The organism is Spirillospora sp. NPDC049024 (assembly GCF_040649235.1).
Classification (GTDB): Bacteria; Actinomycetota; Actinomycetes; order Streptosporangiales; family Streptosporangiaceae; genus Spirillospora.
Genome location: NZ_JBEZFD010000032.1, coordinates 1 through 17,903 on the forward strand (window position 1 = coordinate 1; position 17,903 = coordinate 17,903).

The 17,903-nt window shown below is 75.2% G+C and carries 17 protein-coding genes and 1 riboswitch; of the genes, 5 read left to right on the forward strand and 12 right to left on the reverse strand.

Annotated elements, in window-relative coordinates; genetic code table 11:
• Positions 1-57 precede the first annotated feature (57 nt).
• The 3 genes from AB0C21_RS38980 to AB0C21_RS38990 all read right to left on the reverse strand — a co-directional run bounded on the left by AB0C21_RS38980 (position 58) and on the right by AB0C21_RS38990 (position 3,858).
• Complete coding sequence (locus tag AB0C21_RS38980) at positions 58-1,272, reverse strand: uroporphyrinogen-III synthase (protein WP_500211153.1); 1,215 nt, start codon at positions 1,270-1,272, stop codon at positions 58-60.
• On the reverse strand, positions 1,256-1,648 hold the full coding sequence (nirD, locus tag AB0C21_RS38985) for a nitrite reductase small subunit NirD (protein WP_500211155.1): 393 nt from the start codon (positions 1,646-1,648) through the stop codon (positions 1,256-1,258). The genes AB0C21_RS38980 and nirD overlap by 17 nt, the downstream gene beginning before the upstream one ends.
• A 101-nt stretch (positions 1,649-1,749) precedes the next feature.
• Entirely contained in the window at positions 1,750-3,858 is a 2,109-nt protein-coding gene (locus AB0C21_RS38990) for a molybdopterin oxidoreductase family protein (RefSeq protein WP_500211157.1), read from the reverse strand.
• A 289-nt stretch (positions 3,859-4,147) separates the two neighbouring features.
• Between AB0C21_RS38990 and AB0C21_RS38995 the strand changes: the two genes are divergently transcribed.
• Entirely contained in the window at positions 4,148-4,642 is a 495-nt protein-coding gene (locus tag AB0C21_RS38995) for an NUDIX domain-containing protein (RefSeq protein ID WP_500211158.1), read from the forward strand.
• Between the two features lie 72 nt (positions 4,643-4,714).
• Here AB0C21_RS38995 and AB0C21_RS39000 read toward each other — a convergent pair whose 3' ends face one another.
• A complete protein-coding gene (locus tag AB0C21_RS39000) occupies positions 4,715-4,963 on the reverse strand; it encodes a metallothionein (RefSeq protein WP_149258529.1) in 249 nt (82 codons plus the stop codon).
• Positions 4,964-5,153: 190 nt separating this feature from the next.
• Here AB0C21_RS39000 and AB0C21_RS39005 point away from each other — a divergent pair, with 190 nt between their 5' ends.
• Positions 5,154-6,527, forward strand: a complete 1,374-nt coding sequence (locus tag AB0C21_RS39005; RefSeq protein ID WP_500211161.1) for a nitrate/nitrite transporter — start codon at positions 5,154-5,156, stop codon at positions 6,525-6,527.
• Here AB0C21_RS39005 and AB0C21_RS39010 read toward each other — a convergent pair.
• Both AB0C21_RS39010 and AB0C21_RS39015 read right to left on the reverse strand, forming a co-directional pair.
• Positions 6,475-7,200: a maleylpyruvate isomerase N-terminal domain-containing protein gene (locus AB0C21_RS39010; protein WP_500211162.1), complete on the reverse strand. Its 726-nt coding sequence runs from the start codon at positions 7,198-7,200 to the stop codon at positions 6,475-6,477. The two genes, AB0C21_RS39005 and AB0C21_RS39010, sit on opposite strands and share 53 nt — an antisense overlap.
• 180 nt (positions 7,201-7,380) lie before the next feature.
• On the reverse strand, positions 7,381-7,797 hold the full coding sequence (locus AB0C21_RS39015; protein ID WP_500211164.1) for a plectin: 417 nt from the start codon (positions 7,795-7,797) through the stop codon (positions 7,381-7,383).
• A 116-nt stretch (positions 7,798-7,913) separates the two neighbouring features.
• Here AB0C21_RS39015 and AB0C21_RS39020 point away from each other — a divergent pair, with 116 nt between their 5' ends.
• The gene (locus tag AB0C21_RS39020; RefSeq protein WP_500211166.1) at positions 7,914-8,501 is read left to right on the forward strand and encodes a TetR/AcrR family transcriptional regulator C-terminal domain-containing protein; all 588 of its coding nucleotides are present in this window, start codon (positions 7,914-7,916) and stop codon (positions 8,499-8,501) included.
• Positions 8,502-8,507: 6 nt separating this feature from the next.
• Here the strand turns inward: AB0C21_RS39020 and AB0C21_RS39025 are convergent, their stop codons facing one another.
• Genes AB0C21_RS39025 through AB0C21_RS39035 form a run of 3 tightly spaced genes read right to left on the reverse strand, consistent with a single transcriptional unit; the run spans position 8,508 to position 11,346 of the window.
• Complete coding sequence (locus AB0C21_RS39025) at positions 8,508-9,149, reverse strand: LutC/YkgG family protein (RefSeq protein WP_500211168.1); 642 nt, start codon at positions 9,147-9,149, stop codon at positions 8,508-8,510.
• Entirely contained in the window at positions 9,146-10,621 is a 1,476-nt protein-coding gene (locus AB0C21_RS39030) for a lactate utilization protein B (protein ID WP_500211170.1), read from the reverse strand. The genes AB0C21_RS39025 and AB0C21_RS39030 overlap by 4 nt, the downstream gene beginning before the upstream one ends.
• On the reverse strand, positions 10,618-11,346 hold the full coding sequence (locus tag AB0C21_RS39035; RefSeq protein WP_500211172.1) for a (Fe-S)-binding protein: 729 nt from the start codon (positions 11,344-11,346) through the stop codon (positions 10,618-10,620). The genes AB0C21_RS39030 and AB0C21_RS39035 overlap by 4 nt, the downstream gene beginning before the upstream one ends.
• Positions 11,347-11,623: 277 nt before the next feature.
• Between AB0C21_RS39035 and AB0C21_RS39040 the strand changes: the two genes are divergently transcribed.
• The gene (locus tag AB0C21_RS39040; protein WP_141575683.1) at positions 11,624-11,827 is read left to right on the forward strand and encodes a DUF5999 family protein; all 204 of its coding nucleotides are present in this window, start codon (positions 11,624-11,626) and stop codon (positions 11,825-11,827) included.
• 98 nt (positions 11,828-11,925) lie between these two features.
• Here AB0C21_RS39040 and AB0C21_RS39045 read toward each other — a convergent pair whose 3' ends face one another.
• Positions 11,926-12,543, reverse strand: coding sequence for an alpha/beta hydrolase family protein (locus tag AB0C21_RS39045; protein WP_500211175.1), 618 nt, complete (start codon positions 12,541-12,543; stop codon positions 11,926-11,928).
• A 51-nt stretch (positions 12,544-12,594) separates the two neighbouring features.
• Between AB0C21_RS39045 and AB0C21_RS39050 the strand changes: the two genes are divergently transcribed.
• The gene (locus AB0C21_RS39050) at positions 12,595-13,020 is read left to right on the forward strand and encodes a PPOX class F420-dependent oxidoreductase (protein WP_500211177.1); all 426 of its coding nucleotides are present in this window, start codon (positions 12,595-12,597) and stop codon (positions 13,018-13,020) included.
• Here AB0C21_RS39050 and AB0C21_RS39055 read toward each other — a convergent pair whose 3' ends face one another.
• Positions 13,021-14,139: a tetratricopeptide repeat protein gene (locus AB0C21_RS39055; protein ID WP_500211179.1), complete on the reverse strand. Its 1,119-nt coding sequence runs from the start codon at positions 14,137-14,139 to the stop codon at positions 13,021-13,023.
• 388 nt (positions 14,140-14,527) lie between these two features.
• Positions 14,528-17,398: an aminomethyl-transferring glycine dehydrogenase gene (gcvP, locus tag AB0C21_RS39060; RefSeq protein ID WP_500211180.1), complete on the reverse strand. Its 2,871-nt coding sequence runs from the start codon at positions 17,396-17,398 to the stop codon at positions 14,528-14,530.
• A 172-nt stretch (positions 17,399-17,570) separates the two neighbouring features.
• Positions 17,571-17,665: riboswitch (glycine riboswitch) on the reverse strand.
• Between the last annotated feature and the right edge of the window lie 238 nt (positions 17,666-17,903).

The window sequence follows — 17,903 nt, forward strand, 5'->3', positions numbered from 1 at the left end:
GCCGGGTCGCGGGTGCCGTGCGCCACGGCCAGCAGCGCGGGCGCCCCGGCGCCGGGCTCAGCCACCGGCGCCCGCCGGAAGCCGGTCGACGATCCGCGGGTCGCAGGCCAGCCGGTAGCCGCGCTTGACGACGGTCTCGACGATGCCGGGCCGGCCGAGGCCGCGCCGCAGCCGCGCCACCGCCATCTCCACCGCGTGCTCGTCGGCCTGCGGGCGGGCCTCCCGGGGCCGCGCCTCCCGCGCCCAGCCGTCCCGCGATCCGGACCCGGCGGCCAGCCTGCTCGGCAGCACCCCGCACAGCTCCGCCCGCGACACCACGTGCCCGGGGCGCCGCGCGAGGGCCCGCAGGATCGCCATGGGCGCGGGCGCGATGGGCCGCAGCTGGCCGTCCAGGACGACGGCGTGCCCGCGCAGCTCCAGCGAGAACCCGCGCACCGACAGCCGGCGCGACCGGCGCCGCGGCAGGTCGGAGACCAGGGCCCGCACGAGCGCGCCGATCCGGGCGCGCTCCGGCTGGACGGTCGGGACGCCGCGGTCGGTCAGCGCCTGCGCGGTGACCGGGCCGACGCACGCCGCCACGACATGGGTGCGCATGGCCTCCAGCAGGGCCTCCTCCAGGTCGTCCTCGGCGGCGACGGCCAGCGTCGCGGCGACCGCGGGGGCGCTGGTGAAGGTGATCGCGTCGATCGTGCCCGCGACCGCCTGCCCGACGAGGCGGCGCAGCGGCGTGGAGTCCTCGGCCCGCGACCACCGGTACACCGGGATCTCGATCACCTCGGCGCCGGCGGCGCGCAGCGCGTCGACCAGCTCCGGCTGGCGCTCGCCGTACAGCTGCACGGCCACGCGCGCGCCGTCCAGATCCTTCTCCAGCAGGTGCCGGATCACCTCGGAGCACTCCTCCGACTCCGGCGACCAGCGCTCCTGCAGACCCGCCGACCGGATCGCGCCGCGCGCCTTCGGGCCCCGCGCCACGATGTCGGTCCCGGCCAGCCGGGCGATGAGGGCGTCCCGCATGCCGTGCCCGTCGGCGGCCTCCAGCCACGCCCGGAACCCGATCCCGGTCGTGACGACGACGTGGTCGAGGGGCCCGTCGAGGCACGCCAGGGTGGCGTCCAGCAGTTCGTCGTCGTCCGCGAGCGGCACCAGCCGGATCGCGGGGGCCGGCACGACCCTGGCCCCGCGCCGCTCCAGCAGCGTCGCGAGCTCCTCGTGGCGGCGGGCCGCGGTCACGCCGACGGCGAACCCGGCCAGCGGCTCACTGCCGGTGCTCATCGGTGAGCGCCACCTCCACCCGGTCCCCGGAGCGGCGGACCGGAAAGGTCGGCAGCGCCACCCGGGGGTCGTCGAGGCACGCCCCGGTCCGCAGGTCGAACACCTGCTTGTACATGGGGGACGCGACGGTCGGCGTCCCGTCCCGGGTGCCGAGGATCCCCCGCGACAGCACGTAGGCGCCGCTGAAGGGGTCGAGGTTCGACAGCGCGTACAGGGCCCCGTCGAAGGCCCGGAAGATCGCCACCTGCGTGCCGTCCACCATCGCGCAGGCGCCCCGCTCGGGGGTCAGGCCGGCGTAGGAGCAGATGTCGAACCAGCGGGCCGCGGGCCGGCCCGCCCGCTCCCTGGTGATGGTCGCTTCGGGTGTCGTGGTCATCGCGCGGCAACCTCCTGGCGGGGAACTGTCCGATGGTCCGATACTCGGAAGAGGCGGTTTCGCGGTTGGGTCTCCTTTGTCACCGCCGTGTTAAAAGGGGCTCACCGCGAGGCGCCGAGCGCGGCGCCCTCCTCGGCGGGCAGGGGCCGGAGGCGCACGGCGCAGACCTTGAACTCCGGCATCCGCGAGACCGGGTCGAGCGCGGGGTTGGTGAGCAGGTTCGCGCGCCCCTCCCCCGCCCAGTGGAACGGGATGAAGACGGTGTCGGGGCGGATGGCGCCGGTCACCCGCGCGGTCACGGTCGCCGCGCCGCGGCGGCTCTCCACCCGCACGCCGGCGCCGTCCTCGATGCCGAGGCGCTCGGCCAGGTCGGGGTGCAGCTCGACGAACGGGCCCGGCGCCGCCTCGGCCAGCGGCCGGACGCGCCTGGTCTGCGCCCCCGACTGGTACTGGGCGAGGACGCGCCCGGTGGTCAGGTAGACGGGGTACTCGCCGTCGACGTCCTCGGCCGCGCCGCGGTGCTCGACGGCGACGAACCGGGCCCGCCCGTCCGGGGTGGGGAAGCGGTCCAGGTAGGGCCTCGGCGTGCCGGGGTGGTCCGGCGAGGGGCACGGCCAGAACACCCCGCCCTCGGCCTCGATCCGCTCGTAGGTGATGCCGGAGTAGTCGGCCGCGCCGCCCGCGCCCGCGCGGCGCAGCTCCCCGAACACCGCCTCCGGGTCGGTGCTCCACTCCCCCGGCGCGCCGAGCCGCCCGGCGAGCGCGGCGAGGATCTCCAGGTCGGTGCGGACGCCGTCCGGCGGGGGGACAGCGCGGCGGCGCCGCAGCACCCGGCCCTCCAGGTTCGTCATCGTCCCCGACTCCTCGGCCCACTGCGCGGTCGGCAGGACGACGTCGGCGAGCCGCGCGGTCTCCGACGGGACGAAGTCGGCCACCACCAGCAGGTCGAGCGCGCGGAGCCGCTCCTCCACGTCGGCGGCGCGGGGAGCCGACACGACCGGGTTGGACCCGAACAGCAGCAGCGCCTTCGGACCCTCGGCGGTGCCGAGCGCCGACAGCAGTTCGTAGGCCGACCTCCCCGGACCCGGCAGGTCCTCGGGGTCGACGCCCCAGACCTTGGCGACGTGCGCGCGGGCGGCCGGGTCGTCGATCCTGCGGTAGCCGGGCAGCTGGTCGGCCTTCTGGCCGTGCTCGCGACCGCCCTGCCCGTTGCCCTGGCCGGTCAGGCACCCGTATCCCGAGCCCTCGCGGCCCGGCAGTCCGAGCGCCAGGGCCAGGTTGATGTACGCGCTCACCGTGTCGGTGCCGCGTGCGTGCTGCTCGGATCCGCGCGCCGTGAGGACGTGGGCGCGGGAGGCGCGGGCCAGCAGCCGGACGGCCTCGCGCATCAGCGGCACGGGCACGCCGGTGATGCGCTCGGCCCGGTCGGGCCAGTAGGCGTTGGCGACGGTGCGGACCGCCTCGAACCCGGTGGTGCGGGCGGCGATGTACTCCTCGTCGGCCAGGCCCTCGGCGAGCGCCAGGTGCAGCAGGCCGTTGGCGAGGGCGATGTCGGTCCCCGGCGTCGGCTGCAGGTGCAGGTCGGCCTGGCGGGCGGTGGCGGTGCGGCGCGGGTCGACGACGACGAGGGCGCCGCCGCCGTCGCGCATCCGCGCCAGGTGCCGCATGAACGGCGGCATCGTCTCGGCCACGTTGCCGCCCGCCAGCAGGACCGCGCCGGAGGCCGCGAGGTCGGTGACCGGGCCGGGCAGGCCGCGGTCCAGCCCGAACGCCCGCCCGGACGCCGCGGCGGCCGACGACATGCAGAACCGCCCGTTGTAGTCGATCTGGGACGTGCCGAGTGCGATCCGGGCGAACTTGCCCAGTTGGTAAGCCTTCTCGTTGGTCAGCCCGCCGCCGCCGAACACCGCGACGGCGTCCGGCCCGTGCAGCCGCCGCAGCCGTTCCACCCCGGCGGTGACCCGGTCGAGGGCCTCGTCCCAGCCGCACGGCTCGAGCGGCTCGCCCCGGCCGCGGCGCATCATCGGCGAGGTCAGCCGGTCCGGGACGGTGAGCAGCTCCGCCGCCGTCCAGCCCTTCTGGCACAGCCCGCCGCCGTTGGCCGGCACGTCCTGGCGCGGCTCCACCCGCAGGCCCCCCCGGCCGCCGTCGTGCAGGGTCATGCCGCACTGCAGGGCGCAGTACGGGCAGTGCGTAGAGGTCCCGATCATGCGCCGAGGCTCCGCGCGCCCGGTTTCGCCGCCGAGTCCCGGGTGTGACCCCGGCGTTAAATGGCTTTCACGCCGCGCGTCCCCCGAGGTCAGGAAGCGGACCGGCCGGGCCGCGACGCCTCTTGACGAACGCGTGTCAAGCGTTGTCGATCCCTGTCATGGCCTATTCGTTGCATTTTGACCCGTTATCGAACGGATCTGCGGTGGTCCGGCGATCTCGCGGACGGATGCGGCCGCCTGTCCGTTACGACCTGAATCGGTCCGCGTTGATCACGTTTAACCTCGGAGCATGCCCGACCTTGCTTACTACGCCTCCCTGCCGCGGGCCCGCGGCGCCGCGGCGGCCCTGCTGCTGGACGACCTGGGACGGGTGCTGCTGGTCAAGCCCACCTACAGCGAGGGCTGGTTCCTGCCCGGCGGCGTGATCGAGGCCGACGAGTCCCCGCTGTCGGCGTGCGTGCGCGAGTGCGAGGAGGAGCTCGGCCTCGTCCCCCGCCTGCACGGCATGGCCTGCGTCGACTGGGGCTCGCCGCGCGACGACGGCGTCGACGCGGTCAACGTCTTCGTCTTCGGCGGCACGATCACCGGAGCGGAGATCGCGGCGATCCGGCTGCCGCCCGAGGAGCTGTCCGACCACATCCTCGTGGCGCCGGAGAAGGTCCCCGAGCTCGCGCCGCCGCACGTGGCGCGCCGGATGGAGCCCAGCCTGCGGGCCATGGCCGCGGGCAGCGCCGTCTACCTGGAGGACGGCCGCGAGCAGCCGTTCGGTGCCGCCCGCGCCTGAGACCGGGCGGCACGACGGCCGGACAGGACCACCGGCGCCGGACGTCCACGCCGGCGCCGCGTCCAGGCCGGTCTACACCGACACCGCGTCCTGAATGGTGCGGGCGCGTTCTCCCTCGGCGGCGCGCGCGCAGTGGGCGCCGCAGTAGAAGTGCCCGCCCACGTCCACGCCGTGCCCCATGATGCGGCACTCGCAGTGCTCGCAGATCGGCGCCATCTTCGTGACCGCGCACTCGAACGAGTCGAACGTGTGCACCTCGCCCTGCGCGTGCACCTCGAACGCCATCGCGTACTCGTTCCCGCAGACCTCGCAGGTTCCCATGTCGCGTCTCCGTCTCCCCCGCCGCGTCGCCCTGTCTGCCTACCCCGGCGCGCCCGGACCTACCCCGCGCCTCACAGCGGGCGGGACACGCTGTGCAGCGGAGTTATCACTGCCGTATGACCGGTCACACACGCGCGAAACCCCCGCTTCCTACGGTCGGGCCGTCCGAGCGACCCAAGGAGACCGCCTGATGATCGTCACCACCGAAGCCGCGCGCTCCGGCCGCGCCCACCCGACGAAGGGCCGCTGGATCGACGACTGGCGCCCCGAGGACCCCGCGTTCTGGGCCGCCGGCGGCGCCCGGACCGCCCGCCGCAACCTGATGTTCTCGATCTTCTCCGAGCACATCGGGTTCTCGGTGTGGACGCTGTGGTCGGTGCTGGTGCTGTTCCTCGGCCCCGCCTACGGCATCGACCCGGCCGGGAAGTTCACGCTCACCGCCGTCCCGGCGCTGATCGGGGCGGTGCTGCGCGTCCCCTACACCTTCGCCGTCGCCCGGTTCGGCGGACGCAACTGGACGGTGTTCAGCGCCGCGCTGCTGCTCGTCCCGGCGGTGCTCGCCGCCGTCCTCGTCGAGCCCGGCGTCTCGTTCACCACGCTGCTGGTCCTCGCGGCCGTGGCGGGCGTCGGCGGCGGCAACTTCGCGTCCTCGATGGCCAACATCAACGCGTTCTACCCGCAGCGGCTCAAGGGGTGGGCGCTCGGCATCAACGCGGGCGGCGGCAACCTCGGCGTCGCCGTCGTCCAGCTCGTCGGGCTGGCCGTCCTCGCCACCGCCGGGAAGGACCACCCCGGGCTCGTCGCGGGCGTCTACATCCCGTTCATCGTCCTCGCCGCCCTCGGCGCCGCGCTCGCCATGGACAATCTGGCGCACGCCCGCAACGACAGGCGCGCCATGCGGGACGTCTGCAGGGACGGCCACACCTGGATCATGTCGGTGCTCTACATCGGCACCTTCGGGTCGTTCATCGGGTTCGGCTTCGCGTTCGGGCAGGTCCTGCAGGTGCAGTTCAAGGCCGAGTTCGACACCCCGATCAAGGCGGCCTACCTGACGTTCCTCGGCCCCGCGCTCGGCTCGCTGATCCGGCCCGCCGGCGGGTGGCTCGCCGACCGGCTCGGCGGAGCGAAGGTCACCTTCTGGACGTTCGTGGCGATGGCCGTCTCGGCGGGCCTGGTGCTGGCCGCCTCGCTGCTCGGGTCCCTCGGGCTGTTCCTCACCGGGTTCGTGCTGCTGTTCGCCTTCAGCGGCGTCGGCAACGGATCCACCTACAAGATGATCCCGGCGATCTTCAGGGCGAAGGCGCAGGCCGGCGTCGCCGCCGGCGGTGACCCCGCCGCGGCCGAGCACGAGGCCCGCCGCCTGTCCGGGGCGCTGATCGGCATCGCGGGCGCCGTGGGGGCGTTCGGCGGGGTGCTCGTCAACATCGCGTTCCGGCAGTCGTTCCTGACCTACGGGACGGGCGACGGCGCCTACGTCGCGTTCATCGCCTTCTACGCGGTGTGCTGCGCGCTCACCTGGCTGGTCTACCTGCGGGCCCGCCCGGGGAGGCCGGCGGGCGTCTGACGGCGGGCTGCCGGCCCGAGCGCCGCCGCCGCGACCGGCCGGGCCCCTCGTCGGGGTCCGGCCACCGCGGCGACCGGCCCGAGGAGCGCAGCACCGCCTCCCACGGGTCCCCCGGCTCCAGCGGCAGGTGCGGGACGCCCCAGTGCCAGGCCGACACCAGCAGGTCCGGATCGCGCGGGCGGTAGTCGGCCCCGATCGCGCGGGCCATGTCCCAGGCGTGCAGGTGCCACTCCACGCACGCCGCGCCCGCGTGGTCGCCCACCGTGTACTTGGTGCCCCGGTAGATCAGATGGGTCCGGTCCCACATGTCGGGCATCAGGTCGGCGTACGCCCCCGCCGACACCCCGAACGCCAGGATGCGCTCCGGGCCGGGCTCGGGCGGCAGCACCGCCAGCTCGGCGGCGTTCTGCCGCGCCTGCTGCCTGATCAGCACCGCAGTGGCCGCGTCCTGCGCGAACAGCTTCGCCAGCCGGCTGTCGGGCGCGTCCTGGAGGTACTCCAGGCAGTTCTCCGCGACGCACCGCAGGTGCCCGGCCAGGTCGACCAGCTGCCAGTCGGCGCAGGGCGTCGGCACGTCCCAGTCCCCGACGGCGTCGGCGAGCGCGCGGATCGCCTCCACCCCGTCCTGGTAGGACTCGAGTACGCGGCACCGGTCCGGCGGCGTGCGCTCCACGTGACATCCCCCAACGTCCAGAGCACCGAGTGCCCTCCCGCCGGGAGGTGCCCGCGGCCGTCACGCCGGCGCGGCGTGCGGCGCGAGGCGCCCCCTGGCGTTCCCCAGAGAGGGCAGACTCTCAGAGTTCGGTGGCCCGTGCCACCCGGTGACGCTGTGTCGCCACACGTCCGCCGCGGCTCACAGGCGGGCGGCGGGCCGCGTCCTGAAGCTCAGCCGGTGCGCCTCGCGGGCCGTGCGCAGCCGGTCGACCTCCTCCGTCCACGGGCGCACCGCCGGGCGCGCCTTGGCCTTGCGGTAGGCGATCTCGGCGGCGCGGCGCGTCTTGGCGTCCTGCGCCTCCGTGGAGTACGCCTTCGGGCCCATCGCGACCCGCTCGGAGGCCTCGGCGGCGGCGAGCACGGCCGTCATCGCCTCGTCGAAGGCGATCGTCAGCTCGCGCAGTTCCGGCTCGGCGGCGCCGGACGCCTGCGCCTCCCGCAGCGCCCGCTCCGCCTCGCCGGCCGCCGCTAGCCGGTCCTCGTACTCGCCGGCCAGCCGCTGGTCGGCCTCGTACGGCTCCGCGACGTCCTTGCTCACCCGGCGGCCCAGCGGCATGGTGGTACTCCCTCGACGGTCGTGCAGTGTTCGATCGAGGGTAAGCGTACGCGGCGTCCCCGCGAGTTGCGGCGGCGGACACCCGGCCGCGGCCCTTTACGTAGTAAGGTCGCTTCATGGTCCGGCAACCCAGCATCAACGCCCAGAACCGCGCCCCGCTGACCACCGAGCGGATCACCGAGGCCGCGCTGCGGATCGTGGACGGCCAGGGGCTCGGCCGCCTCACGATGCGCCGGCTCGGCGACGCCCTGGAGGTGGAGGCGATGGCGATCTACCACCACCTCCCCCGCGGCAAGGAGCAGCTCCTTGACGGCCTCGTCGCGCACGTCGCGGCGGCGCCGGCCGACACGTCGGCCTCCGGGCGCTGGCAGGACGTCCTGCGGGCGTGGGCGGGCGACTACCGGGAGCGCCTGCTGGCGCACGCGGGCGTCCTCCCGCTGGTCGTCACGCGGCGCAACCCGGCCGCGCTCACCGCCACCCTCGCGTCCCTGCGGGAGGTGCTGCGCCGCGGCGGCGTCGCCGAGGACGCCGCGGCCGTCGCCGCGCACACCCTGCTCGGCTACGTGATCGGGCACGCGGCGCTGGAGGTGCGCGGCACCGCCGAGGACGGCGCCGCCGCGCGGACCGCCGCCGGCGACGGCGACGTCGACTGGGGCGCCCGGTTCCGCGCCGGCCTCGACGTCGTCCTCGGCGGCGTGCGCTAGGCGCGGTCAGTCCTCGACGAGGATGATCTCCAGGTGCCGGGGGCCGTGCGCGCCCTCGACCCGTGCCGTCCCGATGGCGTCGGTGGCCGACGGCCCGCTGATCCACGTCAGGGGGTGCGCGGGGTCGAGCCGCGCGACCGCCTCCGGGACCGTCCCGACGATCTGGTCGGCGTGCACCACGCACAGGTGGTAGCCGGGGACGAGGGTGAGCGCCCGCCTGCCCTGCGCCCGGCCGCCGTCCAGGACGACCGTGCCCGTCTGCGCGACCGCCACCGCGCAGCCGGTGACGACGCCGTCGACCGCGGCGAGGGTGGCCAGGTCGACCGCCGGGGTGTCGGGCAGCGCCCGCACGCCGTCCAGTTCCGCGAGCCACCCGAACGGCAGGTCGGCCGGGACGACGATCTGCTTGGCCTCCCGCCCCCACAGCGCGGCCGCCACCGCCGTGCCCGCCTCGTCGGCGCCGACGTGCCGGACCGCCGCGCGGTTGTCGGCGACCCGCTCGGTGAACAGCGCGAGGACGTCGGCTCTGGTCTCGGCGTCCGCCGCGGGCAGCCGCCGGGCGTAGCCGCGCGGCGCCGGCCGGCCCGTGCCGCGGGCCCCGCCGAGCGCCTCGCGGACCCGCCGCAGCACCTCCTCGCGCGAGCTCATGCCCGCGTCCTGTCCCACCAGCCGCGGAAGCTCTCGGCCGGCGGCGCGGGCAGGTCGCGGGCCTCCGTCCACTTGCCGAGCAGGCCGGGCAGGCGGCGGATCCGCCCGCCGCGCGACAGCAGCCGGGCCCACCGGACGCCGCGCCGCACCGCCGCCTCGTGCCGGCGCGGGTCGCCCATCGTCCAGGCGAGGCCGCGCATCAGCGCCATCTCGGGGGTCGGGACGGGGCGCCGCCGCCGCGACTCGACCACCCTGCCGCGCAGGTGCACCAGCACGTCCGGGATGTCGATCTTCACGGGGCAGACGTCGGCGCAGGCGCCGCACAGCGTGGACGCGTAGGGCAGCGAGGCGTCGGCGGCGCTCTCCACGCCCCGCATCAGCGGGGTGAGGACCGCGCCGATCGGGCCGGGGTGGACCGGCCCGTAGGGGCGCCCGCCCGTCCGCTCGTAGACGGGGCAGACGTTCTGGCAGGCCGAGCAGCGGATGCAGCGCAGGGCGGCGCGGCCGACCTCGTCGGCGAGGGCGCGGGTGCGGCCGTTGTCGAGCAGGACGAGATGGAACTCGCGCGGCCCGTCGCCCGCGGTCACGCCCGTCCACGACGAGACGTACGGGGTCATCCGGTCGCCGGTCGACGAGCGCGGGAGCAGCTGGAGGAACACCTCCATGTCATCCCATGTCGGGACGACCTTGTCGATACCGGCGACGCTGATCAGCGTCTCGGGGAGCGTCAGGCACATCCGCGCGTTGCCCTCCGACTCCACCAGGACGACGGTGCCGGTCTCGGCGACCAGGAAGTTCGCGCCGGTGACCGCGACGCGGGCGCGCAGGAACCGGTCGCGCAGGTGGGCGCGGGCGGCGGCGGCCAGCGCGGCGGGGTCGTCGGCGAGGCCGGGCCCGGCGGCGGGCACCGCGCGGCGGAACAGCTCCGCGATCTCCGCGCGGTCGCGGTGCGCCGCCGGGGACAGCAGGTGGGACGGCGCGTCCTCGCCGAGCTGCAGGACCATCTCGGCGACGGCGGTCTCGCGGACGGTGACGCCCGCCTGGGACAGCGCGTCGTTCAGCCCGATCTCCCGCGTCGTCGCGGACGCGGCCTTGACGACCTCCTTCGCGCCCGCCGCGCGGACCAGCCCGGTGATGACGCGGCGGGCCTCCGCGGCATCCGCCGCCCAGTGCACGGTGCCGCCCGCCTCGGTGACGGCCCGCTCCAGCTCCTCCAGATGGGCGTCGAGGTCGAGGAGGGCGCCGTCCCCGATCGCGCGGCCGGCCTCGCGGAGGTCCTCCCAGTCGGCGGCCTCGGCCGCCGCGGCGGCCTCCCGCTCCCGCAGCGCGGCCGCCGCGCCGCGCAGGTTGCGGCGCAGCCGGGTGTCGGCCAGTTCCGGCCGCGCGGCGGCGGCGAACTTCGGCCTCGGCGGCCGGGCGGGCTCGCTCCTCCCCTGGGAGGAGGGCGCCGCCCCCGGAGGGGAGGCCGTCATGCCGGCCCCGTCTCGGCGAGGATCTCGGCCAGGTGCATCGTCCGGACGCCGCCGCGCAGCCGGGAAAGCGCGCCGCCGATGTGGGCCAGGCACGCGTCGTCGACGGCGCAGACCACGTCGGCGCCGGTGCTGCGGATGTGCCTGACCTTGTCGGCCACCATCGCGACCGAGACGTCCGCGTTCTTCATCGCGAACGCGCCGCCGAACCCGCAGCACTCGCCGGCGGACGGCAGGTCGACCAGGTCCAGGCCGCGCACCGCGCGCAGCAGCCGCACCGGCCGGTCGCCGACGCCGAGGGTGCGCAGGGACCGGCAGGACGGGTGGTAGGCGACCCGGTGCGGGAAGTAAGCGCCGACGTCGGTGACCCCAAGGACGTCGACGAGGAACTCCGTGAGCTCGTAGACGGCGAGGCCCTCGGCCACGCGGGCCAGGCCGGGGTCGCGGGCCGCCCGGGCGATCTTCGGGTAGTCGTCGCGGACGGTCGCGGCGCACGACGCGGACGGCGCCACCACGACCTCGCAGCCCTCGAACGCGGCGGCGTGGGAGCGGGCGAGCGCGGCGGCCTCGCGGTGGTAGCCGGCCGTCCAGTGGATCTGGCCGCAGCAGCCCTGCCCCGGCGGGAACGCCACCTCGTGGCCGAGACGCTCCAGCAGCGCGGTCACGGCCTTCGCGGTGCCGGGGAACAGCACGTCGTCGAAGCACGCGACGGACAGCGCGACCCGCACCGGCCTCACTCCCCCAACCCGCAGAGCCCGTTCCCCCGCCGAACATCGTAGGGGTTTCAGGCTCCGGCGGCGTGTCGTTCTCCGTCCGTTACCGCGCCGGGGGGACGCTACTGCGTGGCACCCCGGAGTGGGAGGGATCACACCCGTCCGGTACTCCGGTACCAACGGACAACCGTCCCAACGGGCTATGGCCGGTGGGGGCGAACCACTCCACACTTGGGTGCGTCAGAACAGGAAAGCACCACGACCGACCAGTAGTTGAGACCGGAGGCACGCCATGTGCCCGCACCAGCCGCCTTGTCCCTCCCACGACGCACCCGACCGCGACGCCGCCCGCACGCTGGCCTCGCACCCCGAACAGGGGTGGAGCCTGCTGTGCAACGGGGTCGTGCTGTTCGAGGACACCGGTGAGCTGCTGCCCGACGGGGGAGTCATCGCGCCGCACCGGCCGACGGACGCGCAGGCCACGTCCGCCGCTTGAGCGGGTCTCCACGGGGGACTAGTTCAAACGGGTGATCATCCTCGGGGGCACGCCCGCCCACCACCGGCCTCTGGGCCCGCACCGGGCCCGGAGCGACCCTACTCCCGGCCCGTCCGCACCGGACGGGCCGCCCACCTTCTCAGCCACGGCTCCACTGCCCGGCCGACCGCCGCGGGGTCCTTGTTCAGGTCGTGCCGCTCCCCCGCCAGCACCGCGACCTCGGCCGCGTCCGCCGGATCGGGCACGCCGAACGGGTCGCGGTCTCCGTTGACGACGAGGACCTCCACACCCGCCGACCGCAGCTCGTCCACCCGGGTCTTCTCGGGCCTGCCCGGCGGGTGCAGCGGGAACGCCAGCGCCACCACGCCCGCCGCCCCGGCCGCCGCCGCCGTCCGGCACGCCACCCGCGCGCCGTTGCTGCGGCCGCCCTGCACCAGCGGGACGTCCCCGAAACTCTCCCGCAGGACCGCGACGACCTCCAGCCATGCCTCGTCCTGCTTGGCCGCCGGGCCGGGCGCCCGCCGGCCGGCGAGCCGGAACGGCTGCGTCACCCGCGCGACGGCGCCGCCGAGCGCGAGCGCCTCCGCCCGCACCGCCAGCAGGTCGGCCGCCTCCACTCCCCCGTTCGACCCGTGCGTCAGCACCAGCAGGAACGCCGGGTCGTCCACCTCGTCGAGCACCACCTCGGCGGGCCCGTGCGCCGTCGCGACCTTCATGTGACTCAAGGTAGCGGCCGGGCCGACCGGCCCGTGCGGCAGACTGGCCCCATGCAGAGGATGACCGAGAGCGAGTGGCGCGCGTTCGTCATGGAGGGCACCCGCACCGGCAAGGCCGGTGTCACCCGCAAGGACGGGACGCCGCACGTCACCCCGGTCTGGTTCGTCCTCGACGGGGACGACGTGCTGTTCAACACCGGCCGCCGCAGCGTCAAGGGACGCGTCCTCGCCCGCGACCCGCGCGTGTCCATCTGCGTCGACGACCAGGTCCCGCCCTACTCGTACGTCCTGCTCCAGGCCGAGGCGACGCTGGTCGAGGACCTGGACGAGGTGCTCCGCTGGGCGACCGCCATCGGCGGCCGCTACATGGGCGCCGACCGGGCCGAGGAGTTCGGCCGGCGCAACGCGGTGCCCACCGAGTACCTCGTCCGCGCCCGCATCACCAAGGTGATCGCCGAGCGCGCCATCGCCGAGTAGCTAGCCCTCGGTCCAGTCCGGGACGGGCGTGCCCATCGCCAGCCGGAACCGCTCCGCGAAGCTCTCGTGCAGCAGCGGGCCCCACGGGTAGCCGCTCGGCACCCGCACCGCCCTGCCGAGGGTCTCGTTCGACTCGCCCGCCCGCCGCTCGGCGTACCGGGCGGCGAGCAGCGCGTACATGTGGTCGAGGGCCCCGAACGCCTCCCCGGCGAGGGCCGGGAGCGTCCCGTCCGACACGGCCTGCTCGACGACCGGCTCCCACCACAGGTCGCCGGGGTCGCCGTCGTCCTCGGCGTCGCCGAAGTCGCGGCGCAGCCGCGCCCGCACCTGGCCCGCGGTGCCGGGGTCGGTGAGCCCCCGCCGCCACACCTCGCCGGCCTCGGCGCCCCGCCCCCGCAGCGGCAGCGTCCGCGCCAGCAGCTCGGTGGCCAGCGGCCCGACCTCCGGGTCGGGCGGCTCCTCCCCCAGCGCCGCGCCGAACGCGCCGATCGCCTGGTCGAGGTAGGAGATGCCGAGCGCGACGGCGAGCCGGGAGTGGGCGTAGGGGGCGGTGCCCCGGTCGATCAGCCTGAGCCCGGCGGTCAGGACCCGCTGCGCCCGCGCGGGCTCGTCGCGCTCCAGCAGCCGCTGCGCGAGGTCGTGCGCGGCGGGCGGCCCGTACTCGGCGTCCCCGGTCGCGATCACCGCCTCCCAGTGGCCGCGGGCGGTGTCGAAGTCGCCGGCGTCGTCGGCGATGCGGGCGAGGGCGAGGTGGGCGGGCGGCAGGTAGGCCGGGTTGCCGAAGTCGACCACGACCCGCCAGGCGGGCGCCGCCAGCTCGTGCTCGCCGGCCCGCTCGTGCGTGAGGGCCAGGTGGTAGGCGGCGCGCGGCCCGTACTCGGGGTCGGCCGTGGCGATCGCCGCCCGGTCGGCCTCCCTGGCGCGCTCCACATGCCCGGCGTCGTCCAGGACGACCGCCAGCCCCAGCGCCGCCTGCGCCCGGAAGGAGGTGTCGCCCAGCGCGAGCACCCTCTCGAACAGCAGCGCGGCCCGCTCCGCCTCACCGTTCTCGGCGAGGCCGCGGGCCTCCTCGCACAGTCGCGCCGCATCGTCGGAAACGGCGTCCAGAGACTCGCTCATCGCTCTTCTGCCCTCTGGGGGTCGGGATCAGCAAGAGCGTAGCGAGACGCCCCCACCCCCGTCCCGCCCCGACACCCCGAAATCCCGCCATGATCACCTATCTATTGCAGTGCCCTCCTCCTTCGGGCCTTGACGGCCCTCCATCGTCGGGCACTGCGGCGATCGCTGGCATCGCTCCGACTCGCCTTGCGGCTCGCTGCGCGATCAGGTTCTCGCGAGCTCGAACCTGCCTTCGGACGCGATCGCGATCCCTCGGGTCGTTGGTGGCTGAGCCGTGGCCAGGCCGAGTCCGGCGGCATTCCATCGGGGATCATCCCTGCACTCGGCGACACGTGTTCTTCGTGGCTCAGACCACCAGACGCCTGAGCCACCAAGAACACACCTCAACTCAGTCTTCGAAGGCCTCGGGGGGCGGGCAGGAGCAGACGAGGTTGCGGTCGCCGTAGGCCTGGTCGATGCGGCGGACGGGGGGCCAGTACTTGTTCTCCCGCAGGGACGGGAGGGGGTAGGCGGCCTCCTCGCGCGTGTAGGCGTGCTTCCAGTCGTCGGAGACGAGGCAGGCGGCGGTGTGCGGGGCGTTCTTGAGGGGGTTGTCGTCGGCGTCGTAGCCGCCGTCGGCCACGCGCTGGATCTCCCGGCGGATCTCGATCATGGCGTCGCAGAACCGGTCGAGTTCGGCGAGGTCCTCGGACTCGGTGGGCTCGATCATCAGCGTGCCGGCGACGGGGAACGACAGGGTCGGGGCGTGGAAGCCGTAGTCGATGAGGCGCTTGGCGACGTCCTCGGCGGTGATCCCCGTCTCCTTGGTGATCTTGCGGAGGTCGGCGATGCACTCGTGCGCGACGAGGCCGTTCCGGCCGGTGTAGAGGATCGGGTAGTGCGGGGCGAGGCGGGCGGCGAGGTAGTTGGCGCCGATGATCGCGCCCTCGGTGGCGGCGCGCAGCCCGTCCGGGCCCATCATCGCGATGTAGGCCCAGGAGATCGGCAGGATGCCGGCCGAGCCCCACGGGGCCGCGGAGATCGGGCCGACGCCGGTGCCGGGGCCGGCCTCCTCGCGCAGCGGGTGGTTGGGCAGGAACGGGGCCAGGTGCTCGCGGACGCCGATCGGGCCGACGCCGGGGCCGCCGCCGCCGTGCGGGATGCAGAACGTCTTGTGCAGGTTGAGGTGGGAGACGTCCGAGCCGAACTCGCCGGGGCGGGCCAGGCCGACGAGCGCGTTGAGGTTGGCGCCGTCGACGTAGACCTGGCCGCCGGCCTCGTGCACGGCCGCGCACACCTCGGTGATCGTCTCCTCGAAGACGCCGTGCGTGGACGGGTAGGTCACCATGATCGCGGCGAGCCGGTCGCCGTGCTCGGCGAGCTTGGCCCGCAGGTCGTCGAGGTCGACGTTGCCGCCCTCGTCGCACTTGACGACGACGACCCGCATCCCGGCCATGACGGCGCTCGCGGCGTTGGTGCCGTGCGCCGAGGAGGGGATCAGGCAGACGTCGCGGTGCTCCTCGCCGCGGGAGGCGTGGTAGCCGCGGATGGCGAGCAGCCCGGCCAGTTCGCCCTGGGAGCCGGCGTTCGGCTGGACGGAGACCTTCGCGTACCCGGTGATCTCGGCGAGGCGCTCCTCCAGTTCGCCGATCAGCTCGACGTAGCCGGCGGCCTGGTCGATCGGCGCGAACGGGTGGATGTCCGCGAACTGCGGCCAGGTGATCGGCTCCATCTCGGCGGTGGCGTTCAGCTTCATCGTGCAGGAGCCGAGCGGGATCATGGACCGGTCGAGCGCGATGTCCTTGTCCTGGAGCCTGCGCAGGTAGCGCAGCATCGCGGTCTCGGAGCGGTGCGCGTGGAAGACCGGGTGGGTCAGGTAGGGGCTCTCGCGGCGCAGCGCGTCCGGGAACGCCTCGGGGGCCTCGCCGGCCGCCGGGGCGCCGAACGCGTCCAGCACGGCCGCGACGTGCTCGGGCAGCGTCGTCTCGTCGCAGGCGACCGCGACCCGGTCGGGCCCGTCCGGGCGCAGGTTGATCCCGCGCTCGCGGGCGGCCGCGACGACCTCGGCGGACCGGCCGGGCACGCGGGCGAGGACGGTGTCGAAGAACGAGTCGTGCACCACCTCGACGCCGCCGGCGCGCAGGCCCGCGGCGATCTCGGCGGCCCGGCGGTGCGTGCGCTGCGCGATCGCGGCCAGGCCCTCGGGCCCGTGGTAGACCGCGTACATGCTCGCCATCACCGCGAGCAGGACCTGGGCGGTGCAGATGTTGCTGGTGGCCTTCTCGCGGCGGATGTGCTGCTCGCGGGTCTGGAGCGCCAGCCGGTAGGCGGTGGCGCCGTCCGCGTCGACGGACACGCCGACGAGCCGCCCGGGGAGCTGGCGCTGGATGCCCTCGCCGACCGCCATGTAGCCGGCGTGCGGGCCGCCGAACCCGTAGGGGACGCCGAACCGCTGCGCGGAGCCCACCGCGATGTCGGCGCCGGCCTCGCCGGGCGGGCGCAGCAGCGTCAGCGCGAGCAGGTCGGCGGCGACGACGGCCTTGGCGCCGCGCTCGTGGGCCTGCGCGATGACGGGCTCCAGGTCGCGGACGGCGCCGGAGGCGCCCGGGTACTGCAGCAGCACGCCGAAGAAGTCGCCGTCCGGGAGCCCGCCGGACAGGTCGGCGACGACCACCTCGATGCCGAGCGGGACCGCGCGGGTCCGGACGACCTCGATGGTCTGCGGGAGGGTGTCGGCGTCGACGAGGAACGTCCCGGGCTCCTTGCGCCTGGACACGCGGTGCGCGAGGGCCATGGCCTCGGCGGCGGCGGTGCCCTCGTCCAGCATGGAGGCGTTCGCGACGGGCAGCCCGGTCAGGTCGCCCACCACCGTCTGGAAGTTCAGCAGGGCCTCGAGGCGGCCCTGGGAGATCTCCGGCTGGTAGGGCGTGTAGGCGGTGTACCAGCCGGGGTTCTCCAGCACGTTCCGCATGATCACGCCGGGCGTGGTGGTGCCGTGGTAGCCGAGCCCGATCATGGACGTCAGGACGGTGTTGCGGGACGCCAGTTCGCGGAGCCGGTCCAGCGCGGCGGTCTCGCTCAGCGCGGGCGGCAGGTCCAGCGGCCGGGAGGTGCGGATGGCGGCGGGGACCGCGTCGTCGATCAGCGCCTCGGCGCCGGAGTAGCCGATGGCGGCCAGCATCCGCGCCTGGTCGCTCGGGGACGGGCCCACGTGCCGGTCGGCGAACGCCGACCGCGGGTGCTGCGGCGCGGCCACGGGGGCGAAGAACTGGGCGGTCATGGAAGGCCTCCTGGCTGCTGCGGTCGCTCAGGTGCGCCGCCGGCGCGGGCCGGCGGGCCGGTCTCCCCCTCTGTCATCGGCACCTGAGAGCTTCACCCGCGCGGCGGGGTTTCCCCTTCGGTGAGCCGCCCTTCCCCGCGCGCGGGGATCGACGCCTGCTTTCCAGAGGTGCCTCGTCCGCGCGGTCCTTTTGCCTGAGAGGTTCCGGGGAGGTTGCCCCTTCGGCGCCCCACGCTGGCGGCGTGGGGACTCTCCCGCACAGGGTCGACGGCATGTCCTAGGACGAACCCTACCCAAAGGCGCGTCCACCGGGTGGTTCCGGCCCGCCGCAAGGGCCGCGCCCTTCCGGCGCCGGAGGTCTACCGGCGAGTACCATGTGCTCACCCACCTGGGACGGGAGGGGCTCGGGCCGCACGGGGGCGGGGAGGTGAGGCTGCGGGATGGACGCGCGTCCCGGCGGCGCTCCACCGACTCGACGGCGCGCCGCCGGGTCTGGGACGCTGGC

Coding starts and splice junctions, on each gene's coding strand:
- AB0C21_RS38980 (WP_500211153.1), bottom strand. CDS start 1,272: ATGAGCACCGGCAGTGAGCCGCTGGCCGGGTTCGCCGTCGGCGTGACC.
- nirD (WP_500211155.1), bottom strand. CDS start 1,648: ATGACCACGACACCCGAAGCGACCATCACCAGGGAGCGGGCGGGCCGG.
- AB0C21_RS38990 (WP_500211157.1), bottom strand. CDS start 3,858: ATGATCGGGACCTCTACGCACTGCCCGTACTGCGCCCTGCAGTGCGGC.
- AB0C21_RS38995 (WP_500211158.1), top strand. CDS start 4,148: ATGCCCGACCTTGCTTACTACGCCTCCCTGCCGCGGGCCCGCGGCGCC.
- AB0C21_RS39000 (WP_149258529.1), bottom strand. CDS start 4,963: ATGGGAACCTGCGAGGTCTGCGGGAACGAGTACGCGATGGCGTTCGAG.
- AB0C21_RS39005 (WP_500211161.1), top strand. CDS start 5,154: ATGATCGTCACCACCGAAGCCGCGCGCTCCGGCCGCGCCCACCCGACG.
- AB0C21_RS39015 (WP_500211164.1), bottom strand. CDS start 7,797: ATGCCGCTGGGCCGCCGGGTGAGCAAGGACGTCGCGGAGCCGTACGAG.
- AB0C21_RS39020 (WP_500211166.1), top strand. CDS start 7,914: ATGGTCCGGCAACCCAGCATCAACGCCCAGAACCGCGCCCCGCTGACC.
- AB0C21_RS39025 (WP_500211168.1), bottom strand. CDS start 9,149: ATGAGCTCGCGCGAGGAGGTGCTGCGGCGGGTCCGCGAGGCGCTCGGC.
- AB0C21_RS39030 (WP_500211170.1), bottom strand. CDS start 10,621: ATGACGGCCTCCCCTCCGGGGGCGGCGCCCTCCTCCCAGGGGAGGAGC.
- AB0C21_RS39040 (WP_141575683.1), top strand. CDS start 11,624: ATGTGCCCGCACCAGCCGCCTTGTCCCTCCCACGACGCACCCGACCGC.
- AB0C21_RS39045 (WP_500211175.1), bottom strand. CDS start 12,543: ATGAAGGTCGCGACGGCGCACGGGCCCGCCGAGGTGGTGCTCGACGAG.
- AB0C21_RS39050 (WP_500211177.1), top strand. CDS start 12,595: ATGCAGAGGATGACCGAGAGCGAGTGGCGCGCGTTCGTCATGGAGGGC.
- AB0C21_RS39055 (WP_500211179.1), bottom strand. CDS start 14,139: ATGAGCGAGTCTCTGGACGCCGTTTCCGACGATGCGGCGCGACTGTGC.
- gcvP (WP_500211180.1), bottom strand. CDS start 17,398: ATGACCGCCCAGTTCTTCGCCCCCGTGGCCGCGCCGCAGCACCCGCGG.